The sequence below is a fragment of the Cyclobacterium amurskyense genome (assembly GCF_001050135.1).
Classification (GTDB): domain Bacteria; phylum Bacteroidota; class Bacteroidia; order Cytophagales; family Cyclobacteriaceae; genus Cyclobacterium; species Cyclobacterium amurskyense.
In genome coordinates this window covers 4,400,598-4,423,711 of record NZ_CP012040.1, presented here as the reverse complement: position 1 = coordinate 4,423,711, position 23,114 = coordinate 4,400,598, and the positions used below count along the sequence as shown (strand labels likewise).

Below are 23,114 nucleotides of genomic sequence, written 5' to 3'. Positions count from 1 at the left end.
ACCTAAATCACAACCAAAAAATGAAATCATCAACTATGAAAATGTTTGGCCTATCTGCCTTGCTGATGCTCTCAGTAGTTTATATGTCCACTGCTCAGAAAAGAGCAAGTCCTGCAAAAACAGCTGAAGGCACCATAAATGGGGCTAAAATCACTGTTAATTATAGTAGTCCAGCAGTTAAAGGACGTACTATTTTTGGTGGACTTATTCCATTGGGAGAGGTTTGGAGAGCAGGAGCTAATGAAGCCACTATCTTTGAAACCAGTAAAGATATTGAAATAGAAGGTAAAAAATTACCTGCTGGTAAATACAGCTTCTTTATCATCCCAGGAGAAAATTCAAGTACTTTTATTTTCAACAAGCAAACGGGACAATGGGGAACCAAATACGATGAAAGCAAGGATGCTTTAAGAGTATCTGTAAGTTCCAATCAAACCAGTAGCCTAACTGAACATCTAACTTATAATGTCCTAGATGATGGCCTGGAGGTAAAATGGGAATATGGACGTGCTAAAGCTTCTATTAAATAATTGTATCGAAAGGGCTATTTTTAAAAGAATAGCCCTTTTTTTTGCTTTTTTTATCGATAATAATCTGGCAATTTTCTCGCCATTACTAATCCCCTCTGCCACTCATTGAATTACCTTTCCAGACCCCATTGTTTTATTTACCTTTGTAAAAAAGCAATTACACTTGAAACCCTTACCACAACTTCCCATTTTAGAGGTAATCCCTCAATTAAAAAAACAGCTCCGTCTAAACCCTATACTCTTATTACACGCTCCTCCGGGTGCTGGTAAAAGTACTATTGCACCATTAGAGTTAATGGATGAGCCTTGGCTGGAGGGCAAAAAAATAATAATGCTTGAACCTAGGAAACTAGCGGCTATCAGTATTGCTCAGCGTATGGCCCAGCTACTAGGTGAACCTGTTGGAGAAAGAATAGGATACCGGGTAAGGTTCGATACCTGTGTAGGAAAGCAAACCCGAATTGAGGTAATCACTGAGGGGATCTTAACCAGAATGATGCAGCAAGACAATGCGCTTGAAGAAGTAGGCTTAATCATTTTTGATGAATTTCACGAACGTAGTATCCACGCAGATCTTGGACTGGCCATTTCCAGAGATATCCAACAAGTTCTAAGGCCAGACCTTAAGTTATTGATAATGTCAGCTACCCTCGATAGCAAAGACCTCTCAAAGAATTTACAAGCCCCTATGGTTGAAAGTATGGGCAAAGCATTTCCAGTGAGTATTAAATACGGAGAAGGAAATGATTTATTTACATTACCTGAAAGCATTAGCCTTACAATCAAAAAAGCCATTGCTGACCACGATGGCGATTTGCTGGTATTCCTACCAGGACAGAGAGAAATAAACAAAACTGCCGAAATATTAAGCCTTAGATTTCCCCAATTGGCCATTTACAAACTATATGGACAATTGGCCTTTAGCCAGCAACGAGCCGCACTATCCCCTCATCCTGAAGGTAAGAGAAAAGTGGTTTTGGCTACAGCTATTGCTGAAACCAGCCTTACTATTGAAGGTATAAAGATCGTAGTGGATGGTGGTTTTATGCGTACGAGTAGATTTAATCCCAGCACCGGATTAAACCGACTCGTCACAATCCCTGTTACACAAGATACCGCTACCCAAAGAGCAGGAAGAGCTGGGAGATTAAGCGCAGGAGTCTGTTTCAGGCTTTGGTCAAAAGGAAGTCAGGAAAGATTGCTTCCCTTTAGACAACCTGAGATTTTAGAAACTGACCTTACCTCTTTGGCTTTGGAACTTTATAAATGGGGCATCAATGATCCATTAAAATTAAGCTGGGTAACTCCTCCCCCACAAGGAAATTGGGCACAGGCCATAAGTACTTTGGAACATCTGGGGGCAATAGCAAAAGGTAGAATCACAACACATGGTAATGCTTTGCACGCTTTTCCATGTCATCCTAGAATTGCTCATTTACTTGTCTGTAGTCAGGAATTAGAGCTAGAAGGCTTGGCAACTGACCTAGCTGCTGTATTAGAGGAAAAAGACCCCCTATCTCAGGGAGAAAGTTTGGATATTAACCTTAGAATTGAAGGACTTCGCAGGTTTAGGTCCCATTCTTCAAGTAATTTTAATTATAAAAAAATTGAACAAGTAGCGAAAGCCTATAGACAAATTCTTCACAAAAAAGTTGAGAATACCCCCATAGACCCTTATGCTACTGGTATGCTAATTGCACAGGCATTTTCAGAAAGAATCGCTTCCGCCAAAACTGGAAATCAAGTTCAATTTCAATTGGCAAATGGGAAAATTGCAAGCATGGACAGAAAAGATGACCTTGCCTATGAGCCTTGGATTGCAATAGCCCAAATGGATGAAAGGGCAGGTGTAGGCAAAATATTTATGGCCGCGCCTCTAAACCCCAAAGATCTTAATTCAATGGTAAAATCCTCACAAAGGTTCTTTTGGAACGAGGATGAAGCCACAATCCAAGCCATTGAAGAGTGGAAAATTGGCCAAATCGTGCTACAAAAAAAACACCTTCAAAATCCTGACAAGGAGCTGCTCTTACAAACCCTACTGAATATGATCGCCCAATCAGGCGAAAAATGGCTCCCCTTTGATGAGAATTTTAAACGATTGCAGCATAGAGTCATGAGTCTTCGGGCCTGGAATGGTCCTGAAACACTACCCGATTTCAGTACTTCCGAGTTACTTAAAACTGCTAATGATTGGCTATCACCCTACTTAACCGAAATTAAATCCGGGCAAGATTTAAAAAAGCTTCCATTGGTTAATATTCTAAAAAACAGTTTTTCTTATTCACAACAGGAGGAAATAAATCGACTGGCTCCAGAAAAAATAGTATTGCCAAGTGGTTCATCCATACCTATCCAATACAGTAAGGATGGTGAACCTCCTATTTTGGCAGCACGGCTTCAGGAGCTTTTTGGATGGGCTCAGACCCCCAAAGTCAATAATGGAAATATACCTTTGTTAATTCATTTATTGTCTCCCGGCTATAAGCCTGTACAAGTAACCCAAGATTTAAAAAGTTTCTGGGACAATACTTACCATGAAGTCAGGAAAGAACTAAAACGAAGATACCCCAAGCACCACTGGCCTGATAATCCTTGGGAAGCAGAGGCGGTAAAGGGGGTAAAACGGAAATAATTAGATTCCTCTCATAATTTTTTATAAAAACCAAATAATGAATAATCATCAAAACTTTCAATTAATTCTTAAGTAGCAATTGCGACCTATTATAGGTAACAAATTAATGACCAGTTAATAACAATTCAATTTTAACAAATAAGCCATTTTATTTTATCATCGTCGGATTATAACTTAGCTTCATTTGGTGTAAATCTAAAGCGTCTAATAAAATTCAGTATCAATTTAAAGCAATAATTATTGTAATTTGGTGAAATAAAAGATGCGATTTAAATTTAAAGTATGTCTTTGAATAAGCAGAAAAAAGGCGATTTTTTCAATTCCTTACAGATTTTTAGAGGCTTTGCAGCATTAATGGTTGTATTTCACCATCAATGGACAGCCTTTGCATATTTTTTTGATAAACAAAACCATATATTTGCATTTATAGCTACTCTTGGCAAACACGGAGTTGATTTTTTCTTTGTATTATCCGGTTTTATCATTACCTATTCTTGTTACAACAAAAGGGCAAGTATAATTACTATCAAATCTTATCTCATAAATAGAGTCTTAAGAATTTATATTCCATACCTCCCTATTTCATTGTGCATGTTATTGTTGTATCAATTACTTCCAAGCGTTTCGGGAAGTGATAGAACCATTAGCTTGCTTACTTCCTTAACCCTTTTTCCTGACGGCCAACCAGCGTTGTCTGTAGCATGGACCCTTGTTCATGAGATGATGTTTTATCTATTATTTGTAATTTGGTTTTACACAAGGAAGGGCTGGTATTATTTCACTTTGGTCTGGGCAAGTATAATTGTTTATCTAAATTGGATAGAACCAGTTCTTTTCTTACAAGCAATTCCTGTTATAAAGTTCTTTATATCTTCCTATAATTTGGAATTTATTATTGGATCTTTCACGGCAATAATTATCAAAAAGGCTTCAATTTCAAGTAAAAGCATATTTCTTTACTCTGCTATTGTATTGATTGCAATAGGAATACTACTTAAGTGGAATAATTGGGATTTAACCTATTTGGTTCTTGCTTTTGGCTTTTCACTTTTAATTATTGGAAGCGTAGGGACAAAATTAGACAAAATAGGGTCTTCCAACCTATTAATGATTTTAGGTAATGCATCTTATTCTATCTACTTAATCCATAATCCTGAAATTAGCATTTTAATGCGAATTCTACCCAAAACTCTAAACTTCTTATCTGACGGACTAATCTTTGTCATCATTTTCATAATTTGTTGTATCACCGGAATCATCTATAGCAAGCTGTTTGAAGAGTTTTTGATGTCCAAAGCCAAGGCTAAATTTTTACCTATTTCCCCTAAAAAAACTGACTTAAAATAACCAATTAGAATAATGAGTCATTTGGTTATCCCAGAATTTCACGGATAAGATAACCTGTAAGTATCCCGACTTATCACACTATAATAATTACCCCACAACAAGTACATCATAATTTGGGTTGAACCTATTATTGATTTTTTGGATAAAATTTCATTTAACAGATAAATTCACCATTAATTCTCTTCCCCATTTGATAATAATATAATAATTATTGAACTTGAAATATTATTTTGATTTCACTAGATTTACAGAATTACACCAATAAACCATCCACAATGAAACACATTTTCTTTTCCTTCTTTTTATTCCTAATAATAAACGCTTCTATTGCTCAGGAATACAAGGTTTACAAAGCCCCTACTTTTAGAGAACAATGGAGCAAACCCAGTTACTACCCTGACAGGGTAGTATTAAATTTCGGTGCAGATCCTGCCTCTGAGGCTAATGTAACCTGGAGAACAGATACTTCTATTTCCAAAAGCTATGCTGAAATTGCCATCGCCGACGGCGCACCAAAATTCTGGAGAAATGGCAAGACAATTGAGGCAAAAACCGAAGTGTTGGATGGATTGATAGTAGAAGATGCCAAGGTCAAAGCCAACTACCATTCTGTCCAATTTAAAAACCTAAAACCAGACACCATGTATGGCTACCGGGTTGGAGATGGTGAATCATGGACCGAATGGATACAGTTCACTACTGCTTCTAGAGACGATGACAAGCCTTTTTCTTTCCTATATGTAGGAGATGCACAAAACTATGTTCTTGAGTTATGGGCCAGGTTAATACGAGAAGGATACAGAAAGGCACCCGATGCAAAATTCATCATCCATGCAGGTGACCTGATCAATCGAGCCCATAGAGAACAGGATTGGCATGAATGGTTTACAGCAGGAGGCTTTATCCATAGTATGGTCCCTTCCATGGTTACACCAGGCAACCACGAGTACCGTAACATTCCTGAAATATATGGAGAAGATTCGGAAAGAAGGCTTTCCTTACAATGGCGCCCTCAATTTACACTTCCTGAAAATGGACCCAAAGGACTAGGTCTCGAAGAAACTGTTTATTACATGGATTACCAAGACGCGCGGATCATCTCTCTTAATAGCAATGTTAAGCAAAAGGAACAAATACCTTGGTTAGAAAAAGTACTTTCAGAAAACACAAAAAAATGGACCATTGTAACCTATCACCATCCCTTGTTTTCTGCCTCAGCAGGCAGGGACAATGATGAATTAAGAAAAGCATGGAAGCCAATTTTTGACAAATATAAAGTTGATTTGGCACTACAAGGACATGACCACAGCTACGCGAGGGGTCGTGTTTCACCAGAAGACAATGTCATGGATGGAATGAATGCCAGAGATAAAACAGGAACTGTTTATGTAGTTTCGGTTAGTGGTGGAAAAATGTATGGTGTGAGTGAAAAAGGATGGGATGGCTTAGGTGCAGAAAGGGATCGCAAAGCTGAAAATACCCAATTATTTCAGGTGATTAGAGTAGATGGGGATAAGCTAAGTTTTGAGTCCTATACAGCTATAGGTGAATTATATGATGCTTTCGATTTGGTAAAACAAGAAAACGGAATCAATGAATTCATCGAAAGAAAAGCTGAAGCAGGAGACGAAAGAAGATTCTCAAACACCATTCCTTATGAAGACCCATTGCCGGGAAATCTTCAAACAATCTTGCTCTCAAAATATCCTGGTAATGAAATTACAAGGGTTAATGCCTCCAAAACGGATACAGGTCTATTGATTTTCAGTGTTCGCTTGGAAAAAAATGGAGAAAATACTATGGTTACCATTGATGAAAAAGGTAATATATTGGAATAGAATTACCAGAATTGGGTAATTAATCAATTAAAGAAATAGGGCCACAACCTGAATAATATCAGAAAGTGGCCCCTTTTTAACCCGGATTATGTAATAGAATTTCTCCGTCCTGACAATAGTCAGGGGTGAAGCCTGTCCCGTGTTTACGGGAAGTGTTGCAATCGCAAGAAAATCAGACTGTTTGGAGATTTTAGCATAGCACCGCTATGGTGAAATCTCCAAACAGCAACGAAGTGGCTGATTTTAAAGCGATTTCAGTACGTAATAGATTGTCTATTGCATATTTCGGGTTTAATTAATTACACCATAAACATGAAACAAAACCCCTACCTCATACTAGACTCAAATAAAAGCATTTTACACAATGAGGGATCTAATTTTTTTCCTATAACCTTTAATTTTCAGGCAAGGCAAATGCCACATAAGCATCACCCGCAGGAGTGCCCAACCTATTCGCTCCGCCAGCTGCAATGACTACATATTGCCTCCCCTCCACTTCATAAATTGAAGGAACTGCATAAGCTCCAAATGGAAGTTTGTATTCCCAAAGGATTTCTCCCGTGAAAACATCAAAAGCCCTGAACATTTCATCAGGTGTCCCTCCCATAAAAACCAGTCCACCTGCAGTGGCTACACAACCCCCAAAATTCTGTGTTCCGGTAGGTGCAACTCCCCTCTCTTTTAATTTAGGATATTCACCCAAGGGCACCTTCCATTTAATGGTATTTGTTGTTAAATCAATGGCATTCAAAGTACCCCAAGGTGGCATACTTGCTGGAAAACCTTCCTCATCTGTAAAAAGTCGAAAGCCTTGTAAAACATACCTGTCTGTGGCTCCTGCTTCCTCTTTGATATCATGGATAGGATCCGATACAGGCTCTACTTCAAGCAAGTAATCCAATAACGCATTTAACTTTTCTTTATTGAAACCTTGGAATGCTGGCATCAAACCATTCCCCTGGGTAATTATCTTAGCCAAAGATTCTCGTGAATGTCTGTCTTTTATGTTTTTCAGGGAAGGAAATGCATCCGTTAGGCCTTGTAAGTCTGCACCATGACAGTTGGAGCAGTTGGACAGGTAAGTACTTCTCCCAGGTAGCATTCCATTCAAACCTTTACCATCTTGATTTTCAGAAATATTACGTAACTGTAAAATCATGGGAATTTCATTCGCATTGACATAGAGCATTTGGTTGACAGGGTCATAGGAGGCCCCTCCCCAAATCATTCCTCCTCTTGTGGCTGGATTGGTGATTGTTCCCTCCAGACTCGGGGGAGTGTACATACCTTCGTTTCGGTATTTTCTAAATTCATTTTTCGCATAAGCATTGGCTTCAGCAGAAATATTTGTCAACCTTGTACTGTCCAAGCCTTGTCTCACAACAGTAATTCCCTGGTTAAACTTTTGGCTGGGATGAGCTACTTCTCCAGGCACATAGGAAGGAGGTGCATTTTTCACTTCCATATCCAATAAGGATTCCCCTGTTATCCTGTCCAATATAATCAGTTCTCCCATCTTAGTAGGTTGTACCAGCGCTTTCACTGTACCATTTTCAGTAGGTAGATCCACTAAAGTGGCCGCACAAGGCAAGTCATAATCCCAAATATCATGGGTAACTGCCTGATAATGCCATTTCCTTTCCCCTGTTCTAGCATCCAAGGCTACGATGGAATTCCCAAATAGATTTTCTCCTATCCTGTTTCCTCCATAAAAATCATAGGCAGGTGAACCGGTAGAAACATAAACCCATCCTTGTTCCTCATCCAAACTCAATCCTCCCCAATTATTGGTGCCTCCATAGTTTTCTCCTTCTTGCCAACGCCAAGTATCATATCCAACTTCACCTTCTTTAGGAATAGTATGAAATATCCATTCAAAAGCTCCCGTTTTAGCATTGTATGCCCTGATATGTCCGGGAGAAGCATCATAGCCCTCCCCTGTTGCTGAACCAATTATTATCAAATCTCCAAACACTATCCCAGGTGTACTAAGAGAAATAGAAAGGCTTTCCGGATCAACACCGAGGTTTTTACGCAAATCTAACTTCCCCTCTTCCCCAAATTCAGAGACCAATTCTCCTGATTCACCATCTATAGCAAAAAGATAATAGCCAACTGCCATAAAAATGCGAATGCGCTCCCCTTCCTTATAGTGAAAAAAGCCTCTATTTACTCCTCCTGACTGACCAAAAACCTCAGGATCAAAACGCCAAAGTTCTGTTCCCTTTTCAGCGTCTAAAGCAATCAAATCAAGCTGAGGAGAACTCACGTACATGACCTTCCCTATGATCATTGGATTGCATTCCATGGGTGTTCTCTCCTTACTGTCACCCGTATGAAAAGTCCATGCCGGCTGCAACAAATGAACATTCTCCTTGTTTATTTGATCCAAACCTGAAAATTGAGCCGCTGTTTTTGAAGCACGATAATGCTCCCATGTACGGTAATCTTTTGCTTTAGAATTATTGTTTTCCTGTGAACAAGAAAAGACTACTGCTAGACAAATTAAAACCAGAATACTTTTAGTTGTTCTTAACATCCCTTTCAATTTTCTCTTCAAATGGCCACTCAGAATCCTCTGTCCTGGAACTTTGCATTAAGCCTTTTATTTCTTCTACTACTTCAGGGTATTCGCTGGCCAAGTCTTTAGTCTCCCCTGGATCTTGCTCTAGATCATAAAGCTGAATCGTTTCATTTCCTTCAAAAACATTTAACTTTATTCCTTTCCATTTACCTTTTCTTATTGCCTGTTTTCCTCCTTTTTCATGAAACTCCCAGTAAAGGTGGGAATGAGTAGGTTGGTCATCGGCACCTAAAAGGGTGGGAAGGAATGAGATTCCATCCAAAGTCCCTACCGTTTCAATTCCTACAATATCAGAAAATGTAGGCAAAATATCCCAAAAAGCACTAACATGATCAGTTTCACTTCCTTTTTTGACTTTTGTAGGCCAACTTACAATCATTGGCACATGAATTCCCCCTTCATGCAAGTCTCTTTTGTATCCCTGAAAAGGGCCATTGCTATTGAAAAAATCCGGATCTGCTCCTCCTTCAAGATGTGGACCGTTATCTGAAGTGAAAATAACAATAGTGTTTTCCAGAAGATTTAATTCCTCCAATTTGCTTACGATCTGACCAACATGATCATCCAATAAGGTGACCATGGCGGCAAAAGCAGCGTGAGGATAAGCCTGTGATCCGTAACCACCCGCCTTATATCGTGGATGTTCGGGATCATCTAAACCATCATAATAAGTTTCAGGCCCAAGTTTGCTTTCATATTGATAAGGCGGTTCAGGATTTGTTTTGGTGAGAAATTTTTCCATGTATTCTTCTGGAGCAAAAAGTTCTGCATGTGGAACTATAGTAGGGACAAACATAAAGAAAGGATTATCCTTATTCTTCTCAATAAAGGCCAATCTTTTTTCCTGAATAAGGTTAGGTGCATATTGCCCTTGTTCCGTACCCTGATTACCTTCAAGTGTTATAATTTTATCATTGTCCCATAACTCTCTAGGATAATAATTATGGGCAATTGTCTGACTGTTAAAACCGAAAAACACATCAAAACCCTGGTTTAGTGGTTCTCCCTCCGATCCTGGATAACCCAAACCCCATTTCCCGAAAGCCCCGGTTGCATATCCAGCCTCTTTCAATAAAGTAGCCAAGGTTTGTGTTCCTTCTTTTAATGGAAATTGCCCTCCATTTAACCCTCTATTACCTCTAACTTGTGTATGTCCGGTATGTAAACCTGTCATCAGTGCCGAACGGGAAGGGGCGCAAACAGTCGTTCCGGCGTAATGCTGGGTAAAAACCATTCCCTCAGCCGCCAATTTATCAATATTTGGGGTTTTGAATTTAGTCTGACCTAGAAAGCTCAAGTCTCCATAGCCGAGGTCATCAGCAAGAATATAAATGATATTTGGCTTTTCAAGGACTTCTTCTTCCTTGCTACTGGCGCAAGATACTGCAGCAATTAAAAAAATGGCCGAAAGTAGCGTATAAATGGGTAGGCTATTTTGAATAAATTTCATTTTGGCTTTTATGATTAATTGTTCTTTTTCGAATACAGTCCAGTGTCTCCTTTTTCTAATTGAACCAAGAGCTGCTCAACCAATTCAGGCTGCTCAGCAGCTATATTTTTTGTCTCCAAAGGATCATTGACATGGTCGTACAATTCAATTTTTGGCGTTTCCTCTCTGAAATATTTCATCAAGCGATACTTGTCTGTTCGCATTGAAATACCATTATTAAAGTAACTAAAGGCCAATGCTTCTCTGCTCTCATCTTTCCCCTCTTTAATCAATGGCATCAGACTTTGCCCATCCAATGGGAAATTGGTAGGAATGTCTGTTAGTTCCATTAAGGTCGGGTAAAGGTCAATACTGCTGACAGGCATTTCCGAAGAAATTCTGCGGGCTTCCTGACCCGGGACCTTTATTATTAAGGGACTTCTTAACGCAGTTTCAAAAATGGTATGTTTACCCCATACCCTTTGGTCTCCAAGATGCCATCCATGATCGCCCCACACGACAACAATGGTATTATCGGACAAGCCCAACTCATCTAGCTCCTGCATAACTTTACCTACCAAGGCATCACTGTAACTTACTGCTGCATAATATGCATGCCTAAGCTTTCTGGCATACTCATCTGATAAGGGCTGCTCTAGACTGGCTTTTTCTTCTCCCAGAGCATACTGATTGAACTCTCCGTTTCTTTGTAAACTGCTCAAATCGATATTTTCGGGAATATCCGGAGACCCTGATAAGGGAATTTCATCCCTATCGTACAAGTCCCAATACTTTTTGGGAGAAGTAAATGGCAAGTGTGGTTTAAATAAACCCAAGCCCATAAAAAACGGCTCTTCTTTATCCGCCAATTCTCTAAGTTTTTTTATGGCCAATTGAGTAGAAAGTCCATCTGGATAACCTTCATCAGATACATCTCCTGCCTCGTATGGTTTTACCTGTTTCTTTTTACCTTGCCTGTTTGAGCCATCTGCATAGCCGAAAAAAGCATTCCAGCCATTCCCCCACTTTCCTGCATCAAAAAGCATCTCATCCCAACTGTAAGGCATTTCCGCTTTTGCTCCTTCGGGGCTTTCTTCATAACCATAAACAAGACCTTCTATTGAATGACTGATTTTGCCAATGCCAACTGTATAATAACCATTCCTTTTCAGGTGATGAACAAAACTTTCCGGTCGTTCTCCTTCGGGCACATCGGCCATCATTTTTTCAATGGCAGAATTTTTTAGATGTGCTCGACTACTTGGAAGCATTCCTGTAAGTATACTGCAACGGGAAGCACCACAAGTAGGCACCTGAACGTAGTGATTTTCAAAAATTGTCCCTGAATTACCTATGGCATCCAAATTGGGCGTCTTGATGATTTCATTTCCATAAATACCCAGTTCGGGCCTTAGGTCATCAATGGCAATAAATAATATATTGTAGGGTTTCTTCTCCTGTACATCCGTTCCACAGGACTGAAATAAACCGGTAAAAATAAGGCAGTAGAGTAAAATATTTTTTGGAGACATTGGGTGTATTTATATTTGACAAAATTCAGGTTAAAGCAATTTAAATATAAAGGTTAATCATGTAAATAAAAACATACTTTTATTGGGCGGTAAAATCCTTTAATAATAAATGGAAGTGTAGGTCAAATAATAGACCAAGCATATAATAAAGTCATGAAAGAAAAATAGCCGCTTTTTGAACAATCCACTTCCTTTTAGCTTAAAATTATAATTCTTTTTACCTTGTAATAAATAAATTTCAAACTCCTCTGAGATTTTCAAAAATGCCTATACTTCCAAAAAGAAAAGTTAAAATCAGTCCCCCAGCAGAAACAGCCGCCGGGCTAAAATCCATACAGACCGTAGCCTATAGAATCTGGGAGGAGACCCATATAGGAAAAGGAGTGAAAACCCTTTTTAAACTTAACCAACCAAATGGCTTTGATTGTCCGAGCTGTGCCTGGCCAGATCCTGATGCAGATAAAGTCTCCAAAATCGCAGAATATTGTGAAAATGGTGCCAAAGCTGTAGCTTGGGAAGGAAGTTCAAAAAGCATTGACAATTCCTTTTTCGAGCAAAACAGCATTGAGAATTTATTGGAGAAATCAGATCATTGGCTGGAAAAGCAAGGTAGGCTCACTCGACCTATGGTATTAAAAGAGAAGGATACGCATTACACACCTATTACTTGGAAAGCTGCCTTTGAACTGATTGCCGCAGAACTCAATGCCCTTGACACACCTGACCAAGCCATTTTCTATACTTCAGGCCGAACTAGCAATGAAGCCGCTTTTCTCTACCAGTGTTTTGTAAGGCAATTCGGCACTAACAACCTCCCAGATTGTTCTAATATGTGCCATGAAGCATCAGGTAAAGCCCTAACCGATACCGTAGGAATTGGTAAAGCTTCCGTAGTGCTAAATGATATTCCAAAAGCAGATTTATTGATAGTGATGGGGCAAAACCCTGGGACCAATGCACCCAGAATGCTTACGGCAATGGAGGAATTGAAAAACAAGGGAGGAAAGATAATTTCAGTGAATCCTTTGCCGGAAACAGGCTTATTGCAATTTCGCCATCCGCAAAAACCTTGGGAGTGGATTGGAAAACCTACATCTATACATGACCTTCACTTACAGGTAAAAGTCAACGGGGACCTACCTTTGTTGAAAGCCTTGCTTAAAATGCTTTTAGAAGCAGAAAAACAAAATCCTGGAAAAGTATTTGATCATGCATTTATCTCAGAAAAAACCACTGGCTATCAAGCGCTTTGCGCGCATATTGAAAAATGCAAATTGGACCAGTTAATCTTGGAAAGTGGCGTTCCTGAAAATCAAATTAAGGAAGCTGCCAATCTTCTTATAGAAAAGAAAAACATTATCATCGCCTGGGCGATGGGCATTACCCAACATAGAAATGCAGAAAACACCATAAGAGAAATCGTAAATATCCTTTTGTTGAAGGGAGCTATAGGAAAACCAGGGGCTGGCACTCTACCGGTAAGAGGGCACTCCAATGTTCAGGGTGACCGAACCATGGGAATATGGGAAAAAATGCCAGAACGCTTTATGCAGCGGTTGGGAAAAGCCTTTGACTTTCAACCTCCTAAAAAAGAAGGTGTTCATGCTGTGGGCGCTATTCAGGCCATGGCTAATGGTAAAGGCAAAGTTTTTATGGGGATGGGTGGTAATTTCGCATTGGCAGCTCCTGATACGGAGAAAGTCTTTGATGGCTTAAAACAATGTTCGCTTACCCTGCATGTTTCTACCAAACTAAATAGAAGCCACCTTATTCATGGAAAAACAGCCCTAATCTTACCCTGCCTAGGCAGAACAGAAGAAGACATTAGCAGCCATGGCTCTCAGTTTGTCAGTACTGAGGACACTGCAGGACGAGTTAGAATGTCACATGGGGACCTGCCACCAGCTTCACCAGAGCTCAAAAGCGAGGTAGCCATTGTTTGTGACATGGCCCGAGCGGTATTAGGTAAAAACAATACCACTGACTGGGAAGGAATGAAAGAAAATTACGAACTAATAAGGGATAAAATTGAGGAGGTCATTCCAGGGTTTGATGCCTACAACGAAAGAGTAAAAAAAGCAGGAGGCTTTTACCTTCCCAATGGTGCCAGAGAAAGAGATTTTAATACAGCGGACAAGAAAGCCCGGCTGACAATAAATCCACTTAATAAAGCCAGAAATCCTGAAACTCCCTTTATACTCATGACCGTAAGAAGTCACGACCAATTTAACACCACCATTTATGGCTATGATGACCGTTATAGAGGGATAAGCAATAGCCGGGAAGTGGTCATGATGAATGAAGATGACATGCTTCAATATGGGTGTAAAGCCGGTGATCTGGTGCGGTTGACAAGTGTTTTTGAGGGTGAAAAACGGGTACTTGAAGGTTTTCAGGTAGTCCCTTATAACATTTCCCAAGGATGCCTATCCGTTTATTTCCCAGAAGGAAATGTACTGGTAGCATTGGATAATAATTCAGAAGAAAGCCATTGCCCCGCCTCAAAATATATAGAAGTATTTTTGGAAAAATTGGATAATGAAAGCAACAGATAGCCTAGTAAGTTTCAGCAGTATTCACAGGTACAATAAACCAGACTTCACTGAACTACAGGACCTGCTAGCAGTAGAAGAGCCCTTACAAATTCGACTTGAGTTTGAGCAAAATGGAGAATGGCATAAGAAAGATTTGTTGGTAACCATGCGCAGCCCAGGAAATGATTTTGACCTAGTTACTGGCTTTTTATTTGCAGAAGGAATCATCAGAAACCACAGCGATATTCTGTTGATAAGGTATTGCCAAAAAGTAAAACCAGAAGAAAAAGGAAATGTACTGATTGTTCAATTCGTAAAAGGACATCCTATAGACCTCAAGAAACTAGGCAGAAACTTTTATACCAACTCCAGTTGTGGGGTGTGTGGAAAAACGGCAATTGAAGCCGTGAAATGTGAAAATGGAGCTTTACCACTTAATAAACAATGGCAAATAGATCCGGAAACGATCTTATCCATTCCTGAAAACCTACAATCCTCTCAAACAGCTTTCAAATATACCGGGGGACTGCATGCCGCTGCATTGTATGATCAGAATGGTAAACTCTTATTGTTAAGGGAAGATATTGGACGACACAATGCTTTGGACAAACTTATCGGGGCAAGTATGCAAGCCAATATTGAACTGAGTAAAGAAAAGATAGTCTTGTTAAGTGGACGTGTAAGCTACGAGATGGCACAAAAGGCCATTAATGCAGGCATTTCCATTTTACTTGCTTTTGGTCCTCCTACACATCTTGCTGTGGCACTTGCCAAGGAAAAACAAATGACTTTGGTCGGATTTTTAAAAAATGAAAGTTTTAATATCTACAGTGCGGAGGAAAGAATTAAAATAGTGGGTAAAAAAATAGTTTAACGATTACCCACCATTTACAATGGAAAAATTCCATTTTGAAAAGTTTATTTATCACCTGATTCAAAGGTACGAAGGTTGGTAAGATTAAAAATACCGTGATCAGGGTATTTTTTCTGCATTTTTCAGCTTTTGATGAACTAATTAATTGTTCATTCTGAATTAAACCGGTGGGTAGGTTTTATACTATTACTGCATCTCATTATCCCAAAATACCTGGATTCAATGAGAAACATAAATACACATATTTTTTATATAATTTTAATAACCTTGTTTTGATTACTATGTGCTTCTTCTGATTTTAATACTTACACCTTCTGCTTTTAATCTGTAATGCGGAAATTAGTTTTCTTCATTGCTTATTTCCTTACCTACTTTTTCCTATTCCCAAATAATAAAAATAAATTACGATAATATTTATTCTTATTATTTTACATATTACTATTATTATAAAATAATAATCGTTAAATTATTATTTTATAATATAAAAATATAAATTTTACTAAATATTTAGTATTTAATTTTATTTGATATTATAATTGAAACAATCTCCTAAAGTTAAATATTGGCCTTTAATCTGGTTATACTTTCAAAAAAAGATTAACCCCAACCCCCTCATAACCCTTAAAAAGGGTGGAATTATTTGCATCAAAAACCAAGTGAATTGCAACTTACAAACCTGAGATCAAAACTGTCTTTAGAAGCCTTTAGGTAATATGTGTACAGATGGACATTTTATAAGTGAAATAATTCAATTCTAAAACAAAAAACCATGAAAACCACACTCACAATTTTCCTTATGTTTCTTGTTACCATGCTTTATGCTCAAAAACAAGAAGAGGCTTCTATAAAAAATGTTCTGACTGCTGAAACTACTGCCTATATGAATCGAGATTATGATGCCTGGGCGGCACAATGGGATTCTAAAAACGAGGTATCCTTTTTAGTAACAAATGCAGGTTTTAGATCCGACAACTGGGAAGAGATTAGCAAGTCTATGAAAGAGGATATGGAAAACAATTCCAATCCAATAAAAGCTACATTAGAAACTTCTGATTTCGATTTTTCGGTTAATGGAAATCAGGCTTTTGTAATCTATGTTCAAAACATGAAACTCGATGGACAGGATTACAAAAGCTATGAAGTACGAAATCTACACAAGGTAAAAGGCAAATGGAAATTGGCCGCAATGGTCTCAAGTAAAATTGAGGAATAATTCCTTTCCAATCAACCATTTTTCCTCATTCTAAGGAGATAAAAGTCATTACTCGAAAAAAATGAAATGGCCTGACTAAAATTTATGCATCTGGACAAAAAAATAGAGGGAAAGTAGGCCTGTAATGACAAACTGCTTTCCCTCCATTTGGATGGATTTAACCCAAAATTTCTTTAGCCATTGTATTTCCTGATGGAATCGCATCAAATTTATCCAATTGGTCCTACTTTTTATCATTATAGTGGAGTTATAAAGTGCTCACAGAATTCAGATTAATAGAACAAAGCCTTACCTAATCTACTAAAAAGCATTTCCTCTTAGTTTTTCGGTATAAAGTCCATTTCTAAGCATCCACTTCTTCAAGCGGGCCTTTTCTTCCACAGTAAGGATTTGATTGGCTTTATTGAGCTCATCTTTTAACAAACCTAAATCAAAGCTCACCTTTTTAATTATCCTTTTGTAATAATCTAAATAAGAAGTTTCCATAACAATCGAATCAAATTTTAAACTACACCACCTATATAACCCAAATAACCATTGCCTATCATTTACAATGTATGATCTAATAATAGTGAATTTAATTACGTTTTAAGATTAAAAATGTTAGCAATTCCAACCTTTATTTTCATTTCGCAAAAACCGTAAGGAACAAAACCTGTGCCATAAATCTACTGTTGTTTTAACCCGGATTATGTATAATAGGATTCGTAATAGCCTGTCCCGTGTTTACTGGAAGTGTTGCAATCGCAAGACAATCAGACTGTTTGAAGATTTTAGCATAGCACCGCTATGGTGAAATCTTCAAACAGCAACGAAGTGGCTTATTTTAAATCGATTTCAGCACTTAATAGAATGTCTATTGCATATTTCGGGTTTAAATAATTGAATGACAATCTGACTGCTAAAAAGTATTAATTTGACAAAAAATTGACTTTTTGACTTGAAGGGCTCCAGATCTTGAATTAACGATCACGACTGTAAGGAGGTTTTAATTTAGTAGATCCAAAAGAAATGTGGTAAAGTTGATTTTTAATTAATGTATCAAACTATTTAACGAACTCCGCACTATAAAAAAGTCAACTTTGATCAAAAACAAAATACGGACAATCGAACAAATCATAACTTAAAACAAAAAGAATCATTTATAACACATTTATACTGAATAAATGAATTTATTATCGTTTCTTATATGGGAATTAACATTTTATCTAGAAGCTAGAATAGGGATAAATATGAATTTATTAAAAGTAAGTTGTTTGGCATTAAGCCTTTTTGCTTTGACAGAAGGCTTTGGTCAAAAAAATAATCTGGAACCATGGGAAAAGCTCAAATCGGACAAACAGCTAGACAAGCTACCTGTTAAAGGCCCATATTTTGTCATAGATGACAGAATAATTGAGGATCGCTGGATGATTGAGCGTTTTGTTGTTCCGCTTAAAAAATACGCCGGAAATCCAATTGTTGTTAAGGAACATCCCTGGGAGGGAACAGGGCCTTTATTGGGTGGGAAAGTTTTATTTGATCCCCAGGATCAATTATACAAAATGTGGTACAGTGTATGGGACTCTGCTTCTTATTATAGCAAACTTCCTTTTTCTTACAATATTGCTTACGCAGAATCAAAGGATGGCATCAAATGGAAGAAACCAATATTGAACCTATTTGATCGAAAAGACGCTTCCTATAAAAAAACCAATTTGGTCAAATTGGGGAAGGAAAAAACCCAGGATATTGATGTTGAGTTTAACCCAGCATCAAATGCGGCGGAGAATAGATTTGTTGCTATACATAATGAAGCTGGAGGGGTATTTGTATCCTATTCTGCAGATGGAAAGACTTTCAGTAGTTCATTTAAAAATCCTGCAGTCTGGTACCACAGTGACACAAGAAATAACTTTGTCTTCGATGAAGTTCGCAAGCGCTGGTTTGTCTATGTACGTCCGAAAGCCTATGCTGGTGAAGGTATAAAACATGTTAATAGAAGGCGCATTGCAGTCGTAGATAGTGATGATTTAGTGAATTGGACGCATGAACGCACGGTAATGGTCCCTGAAGAAGGAGATGTGAGCGATTTTTATGGTATAACTGTTATTAGAAGAGGTGATTTATTTTTTGGATTTCTTCAACTTTATGCCCCCGGAAAAACAGAAAAAGTCACTGCAGAATTGGTCTGGAGTAATGATGCCTATCACTGGAATCGATTACCAGCCAATGCCCAAAAGAGTCCTTTAAATTTGGGTAAGGAAAATGAGTGGGACGCAGGACAAATACGCATTTCAGAACCCGTCATCAAAGGTAATGAAATGATGTTTTACTATTCTGGCAACAAGTCAAATCATGACAGCCCTGGTAGCCCTGCCATTGGAGTTGCTACGACCAAACTAGATCGATTATTCGGTGCTCGCTCACAGGCAGATACGCTGGGCAGAATTCTTACCCGTCCTTTTGAAGTCAACGGAGATTTATTTATCAATGCCGATGCAGCGGGAGAGATTCGAGTTGAGGTTCGTTCGGCGATTCGTGATGAACCATTAGAGGGCTGGACTTCAGAAGATTGTACTCCATTTACCGGTTCAGGGCTTAACAATCAGATTAGCTGGGGCAATAAAAAATTAAGTGACTTAAAAGGGAAAATGGTGCGACTTCGCTTTACGCTAAAGGATGGGACGCTATATTCCTTTGATATATTATAAATCAGTGAGTCATTTGAAAATCAAATGGATTGGCCTCTACCCCATTCAGGCGTCGTTAGTAACTATTCCTTTCTATCCCATAGAATAGGTAATTCCCTTCCTGATTTACAAACATTATCTATTAAATTGTTTTAACTAAAATAATACTACATATTTGTCCAGAATTATTTAACATCACTCAAAATTTAGAATGTGTAAGCTTTATTTTTGGTTATGACATCTTTTTTAAAATTATCTTAAACTATTTAATTGTACTGGAATGAAAAGAATTTTTATGTTTATTTTTATGCTTTGCTTATCATTTGTGGCACCGGCGCAAACCCATTTTTATGAAAATCCGGATTTTGATCAACTAACAGCAGGACATGAAATCATTGCGATAGTTCCCTTTAGTGCTTCTGTAAACTTAAGGCCTAAACAAATGAAAGATATTAGTACCGAACAGTTGGCGAAAATGGAAGAATCCGAAGGTTTAAGTATTCAATCAGCCATGTATTCTTGGTTCCTTAAGCGTGAAAAACAGAATAAATTAAAGGTAAAGGTTCAAGACACCAACACCACCAATGCCTTATTAAGAAGAAATGGAATATTTACAGAAAATCTGGTAGATTATACACCCGAAGAGTTGGCTCAAATCATTGGTGTTGATGCGGTTATTATGGGAACCTTTGAAACCACTAAACCCATGTCAGAAGGTGCTTCATTAGCTTTAGGAGTGTTAGTGGGATTTTATGGTTCTACCAATAAGGCCATAGTAAATATGTCAATTTTCAATGCACAACAGGGGGAGCTTTTGATAAATTACAATAAGGCCGTTTCTGGATCTATGGGAAGCTCAACAGATGATTTAATCAATGTACTTATGAGGAAAGCTTCAAGAAGAATCTCTTATGTTAAATAACATATAGAAGAGAATAGAATGAAACTAGCAATTAAAATATAGAGGTGAGTTTTTAACTACACCTCTATATTTTTTAACCCGGATTATGTAATAGAATTCATGATGAATTTTGCAATCACAAGACAATCAGACTGTTTGAAGATTTTAGCATAGCACCGCTATGGTGAAATTGAAAACAGCAACGAAGTGGCTTATTTTAAATCGATTTCAGCACTTAATAGAATGTCTATTGCATATTTCGGGTTTAATTTGAAATAACATATCAATTTCCTCCTACCCATTCAGGTATAGTTTATTCCTGCCTCTTCGTTCCTTATGGATTTTGGAATACCTATAACCATGCCCGACTAATTATCGTTTCTGAACCCTAAGTCCAGTAGTATGAGAGTATTCCTCATCCTACTGAATTAATGGTACTTACAACAAAATGCATCTTTATGTAAAGGTATAATACCATTGGTTAATTAGTTTTTTTAGACGTACTTTTACCAATATTTATATTGCTTAAACTATGAATAAAATTATTAAGCTCATTTTTTTAGGACTAATTGCATTTTTTTATTCTTTTGATTCATTTTCTTATGTATCAAGACCTTTTCAGGCCAAGGATCAGCATGCAAATCTTGCTGTTTCACTTTATGAATATGCAGAAATCACAAATGTAGGGGACAATTATTTCACCTTTGACGAGTTTTTGGATCAGGAGAACACCCTCAAATTTAAACCAATCGAAGGGCCATCTACCAATCTTGGCTTTACAGAAAGCAACTATTGGTTAAGGCTTTCCATTAAAAACATATCTGAGAACCTACTTCATTATTTTTTGGAAACAGGAAGACCAATCACAGACCATGTGGACCTATATTTAGTAACAGAGGGAGAACCCCTTAAAGTACTGAACAACGGGGACCTGATCCCTTTTAAAGAAAGAAGCTTCGCACACCGGAAAATTATTTTTCCGCTCGATTTAAAACCCGGCAAAGTTTATCAAGTGTATGTACATTACCAAAGTGATGGAGAGGTAATCAACCTGCCACTGGAATTACATACCCCAACAAGTCTGGTACAAAGTTCCTATCAAAAACAGTTGTTTCACGGTTTATTTTATGGGATTTTACTATTGGCCGGAGCAGTTTACCTTTTTTTTTATTTTGGAATTGGAGAAAAAAGTTTTCTTTTATACAGTGTCTATGTGCTTTCTGTGGCTTTGCTTCACATGTCATTAGATGGTTATTTCATTCAATACATCAATCCAGCATCGGGCTGGCTCAACAAAAACGCCATACTCATTACTGCCACCCTCTCAGCAATGGCTTTTGGCAGGTATGCACAGATTTATACCAATGTAAAGAAATGGAGTAAAGGGTCAAACAAAGTTTTAAACCTTCTGCTGAGCGCCCTGGTGATACTTTTAATCTGTGTAGTATTTATCCCCAATGGAAAGGCTATTTATTATCCTGCTGTAAATTTGCTTAGTTGCCTATTGTTGTTGGTGTTGATTACTACTGTTTTACTCAGTTTTGTAAAAGGCCAAAAACTGGATTTCTTTTTCACCTTAGCCATCTTTAGTTTTACCGTAGGTTTTTTCATCCTAATTTTCAACAATTTCAGTTTGATCCCTAATTCCTTTTTTACAGAGAACGGTTCTAAAATAGGTACAGGTGTTGAAATAATTTTTCTCTCATTGGCCATGTCTAATCGAATCAGGCTTTTAAAATCAGAAAAAGGAAAACTTCAGGAAATTGCCTTACAGAAATCAAAGGAATCCAATGAAATTAAATCTTATTTCCTTTCAAATATTAGTCATGAATTAAGAACACCCTTAAACGCCATTATAGGTTTAACACAGTCAATTAGGGAAATAAATAAGGAAGAATCAATAATTTCAAACCTCGATGTAATCCAATATTCATCCATGGGTTTACTTGGAGCCATTGATGATGTTTTGGATTATTCTAAAATTGAAAAAGGGGAATTAAGGTTGGAGGAAGTACCATTTGATTTGAAAAAAATGGTACATCAACTTGCTGCCACCTTTGAAAGACAAGCAAAGGACAATGGGCTCGAATTTATATTTGAAGAGGTGGGTAACCTTCCGGAGCTTTTGATTGGGGACAAAAGAAGAATGGAGCAAATAATTCAAAACCTGCTCAAAAATGCTTTAAAATTCACGCTAAAAGGTAAAATCGGCTTCAAAATAGAAGCCATTGAGATACCTAATGACCAAGTATTGTTAAATATACAGGTAACAGACACCGGTGTTGGAATTAAAGAGAAAAAACTGGAAAGACTTTTCGCGTCCTTTACGCAAGGGCAGAATGACGATAAACGAAAATTTGGAGGTTTAGGGCTGGGACTTTGTATTGTAAAAGCCTTGGTAGATTTAAATCAGGGCAAAATTGAGGTTCAAAGTGAAGAAGGGGTTGGAACTACGGTGAGCCTACAGATAAACAAAACCCTTCCAAACAACAGAGATGGAGCCAATTCGTTTGATTACGCAAAATCAGGTGTATTTGATCTGGAAAACAAAAGGATACTGATTGTAGAAGACAATGCACTCAATCAAATGGTATTGAAAGTTTTAATAGGCAATTGGAAAAACTCAAGTTTTGAGATCGCAAACAATGGGCAAGAGGCAATCGACTTGCTAAAGGTCAAACCTTTTGATGTGGTTTTGATGGATTTACAAATGCCTGTAATGGATGGGTACGAGGCCACAACGGCCATTCGTGTCGGAGCAGCTGGGACATCCATGAGCAAAGTGCCGATTATTGCAGTTACCGCTGATGTGACACAAAAAGCCAGGTTCAGGGTTTTGGAAGTTGGCATGGATGATTATATGACCAAACCGATTAATAAAGAAGAACTTTACAATAAAATCAAAAAAGCGATTTATTTAGGAGACTCTGAAATACCCCATAAATAGGCGAAGGTCTTGAACAAACAAAGCAAACTTTAAAACATTCATTTTAGTCAGTCATGGATTTCAATTAAAAAAAATAAG

At 37.8% G+C, this 23,114-nt stretch carries 14 protein-coding genes; 10 read left to right on the top strand and 4 right to left on the bottom strand.

Going from position 1 to position 23,114, the window contains the following annotated elements; genetic code table 11:
- Window positions 1-20: 20 nt before the first annotated feature.
- The 4 genes from CA2015_RS18025 (at window position 21) to CA2015_RS18010 (ending at window position 6,350) form a co-directional block, all read left to right on the top strand.
- Window positions 21-530 carry a DUF2911 domain-containing protein gene (locus CA2015_RS18025; protein ID WP_048643158.1) on the top strand — a complete coding sequence of 170 codons (510 nt, stop codon included), beginning with the start codon at window positions 21-23 and terminating at the stop codon, window positions 528-530.
- A 163-nt stretch (window positions 531-693) separates the two neighbouring features.
- Entirely contained in the window at window positions 694-3,165 is a 2,472-nt protein-coding gene (gene hrpB / locus CA2015_RS18020) for an ATP-dependent helicase HrpB (RefSeq protein WP_048643157.1), read from the top strand.
- A 282-nt stretch (window positions 3,166-3,447) separates the two neighbouring features.
- Complete coding sequence (locus CA2015_RS18015; RefSeq protein WP_048643156.1) at window positions 3,448-4,512, top strand: acyltransferase family protein; 1,065 nt, start codon at window positions 3,448-3,450, stop codon at window positions 4,510-4,512.
- Between the two features lie 275 nt (window positions 4,513-4,787).
- Window positions 4,788-6,350 carry a purple acid phosphatase family protein gene (locus CA2015_RS18010; RefSeq protein WP_048643155.1) on the top strand — a complete coding sequence of 521 codons (1,563 nt, stop codon included), beginning with the start codon at window positions 4,788-4,790 and terminating at the stop codon, window positions 6,348-6,350.
- 394 nt (window positions 6,351-6,744) lie between these two features.
- Here CA2015_RS18010 and CA2015_RS18005 read toward each other — a convergent pair whose 3' ends face one another.
- From CA2015_RS18005 to CA2015_RS17995, 3 genes are read right to left on the bottom strand one after another with little or no spacing between them, the layout of a single operon-like run.
- Entirely contained in the window at window positions 6,745-8,889 is a 2,145-nt protein-coding gene (locus CA2015_RS18005) for a pyrroloquinoline quinone-dependent dehydrogenase (RefSeq protein WP_048643154.1), read from the bottom strand.
- Window positions 8,873-10,384: an arylsulfatase gene (locus tag CA2015_RS18000; RefSeq protein ID WP_048643153.1), complete on the bottom strand. Its 1,512-nt coding sequence runs from the start codon at window positions 10,382-10,384 to the stop codon at window positions 8,873-8,875. Before CA2015_RS18000 ends, CA2015_RS18005 begins: the two co-directional genes overlap by 17 nt.
- 14 nt (window positions 10,385-10,398) lie before the next feature.
- Window positions 10,399-11,895, bottom strand: a complete 1,497-nt coding sequence (locus CA2015_RS17995) for a sulfatase (protein WP_053086705.1) — start codon at window positions 11,893-11,895, stop codon at window positions 10,399-10,401.
- 263 nt (window positions 11,896-12,158) lie between these two features.
- Between CA2015_RS17995 and CA2015_RS17990 the strand changes: the two genes are divergently transcribed.
- The 3 genes from CA2015_RS17990 to CA2015_RS17980 all read left to right on the top strand — a co-directional run bounded on the left by CA2015_RS17990 (window position 12,159) and on the right by CA2015_RS17980 (window position 16,516).
- The gene (locus tag CA2015_RS17990; RefSeq protein ID WP_048643152.1) at window positions 12,159-14,450 is read left to right on the top strand and encodes an FdhF/YdeP family oxidoreductase; all 2,292 of its coding nucleotides are present in this window, start codon (window positions 12,159-12,161) and stop codon (window positions 14,448-14,450) included.
- Window positions 14,434-15,303 (top strand): formate dehydrogenase accessory sulfurtransferase FdhD, encoded by an 870-nt coding sequence (gene fdhD, locus CA2015_RS17985; protein ID WP_048643151.1) that lies wholly within the window; start codon window positions 14,434-14,436, stop codon window positions 15,301-15,303. Before CA2015_RS17990 ends, fdhD begins: the two co-directional genes overlap by 17 nt.
- A gap of 769 nt (window positions 15,304-16,072) precedes the next feature.
- Entirely contained in the window at window positions 16,073-16,516 is a 444-nt protein-coding gene (locus CA2015_RS17980) for a nuclear transport factor 2 family protein (RefSeq protein ID WP_048643150.1), read from the top strand.
- Between the two features lie 300 nt (window positions 16,517-16,816).
- On the opposite strand, the gene CA2015_RS17975 is transcribed toward CA2015_RS17980, so the two are convergent.
- On the bottom strand, window positions 16,817-17,002 hold the full coding sequence (locus tag CA2015_RS17975) for a hypothetical protein (RefSeq protein WP_048643149.1): 186 nt from the start codon (window positions 17,000-17,002) through the stop codon (window positions 16,817-16,819).
- Between the two features lie 746 nt (window positions 17,003-17,748).
- On the opposite strand from CA2015_RS17975, the gene CA2015_RS17970 reads away from it, so the two are divergent.
- The 3 genes from CA2015_RS17970 (at window position 17,749) to CA2015_RS17960 (ending at window position 23,036) form a co-directional block, all read left to right on the top strand.
- A complete protein-coding gene (locus CA2015_RS17970) occupies window positions 17,749-19,209 on the top strand; it encodes a hypothetical protein (RefSeq protein WP_048643148.1) in 1,461 nt (486 codons plus the stop codon).
- A 259-nt stretch (window positions 19,210-19,468) separates the two neighbouring features.
- Entirely contained in the window at window positions 19,469-20,110 is a 642-nt protein-coding gene (locus CA2015_RS17965; protein WP_048643147.1) for a hypothetical protein, read from the top strand.
- A gap of 511 nt (window positions 20,111-20,621) precedes the next feature.
- Window positions 20,622-23,036 carry a hybrid sensor histidine kinase/response regulator gene (locus CA2015_RS17960; RefSeq protein ID WP_048643146.1) on the top strand — a complete coding sequence of 805 codons (2,415 nt, stop codon included), beginning with the start codon at window positions 20,622-20,624 and terminating at the stop codon, window positions 23,034-23,036.
- The last annotated feature ends 78 nt before the right edge of the window (window positions 23,037-23,114 follow it).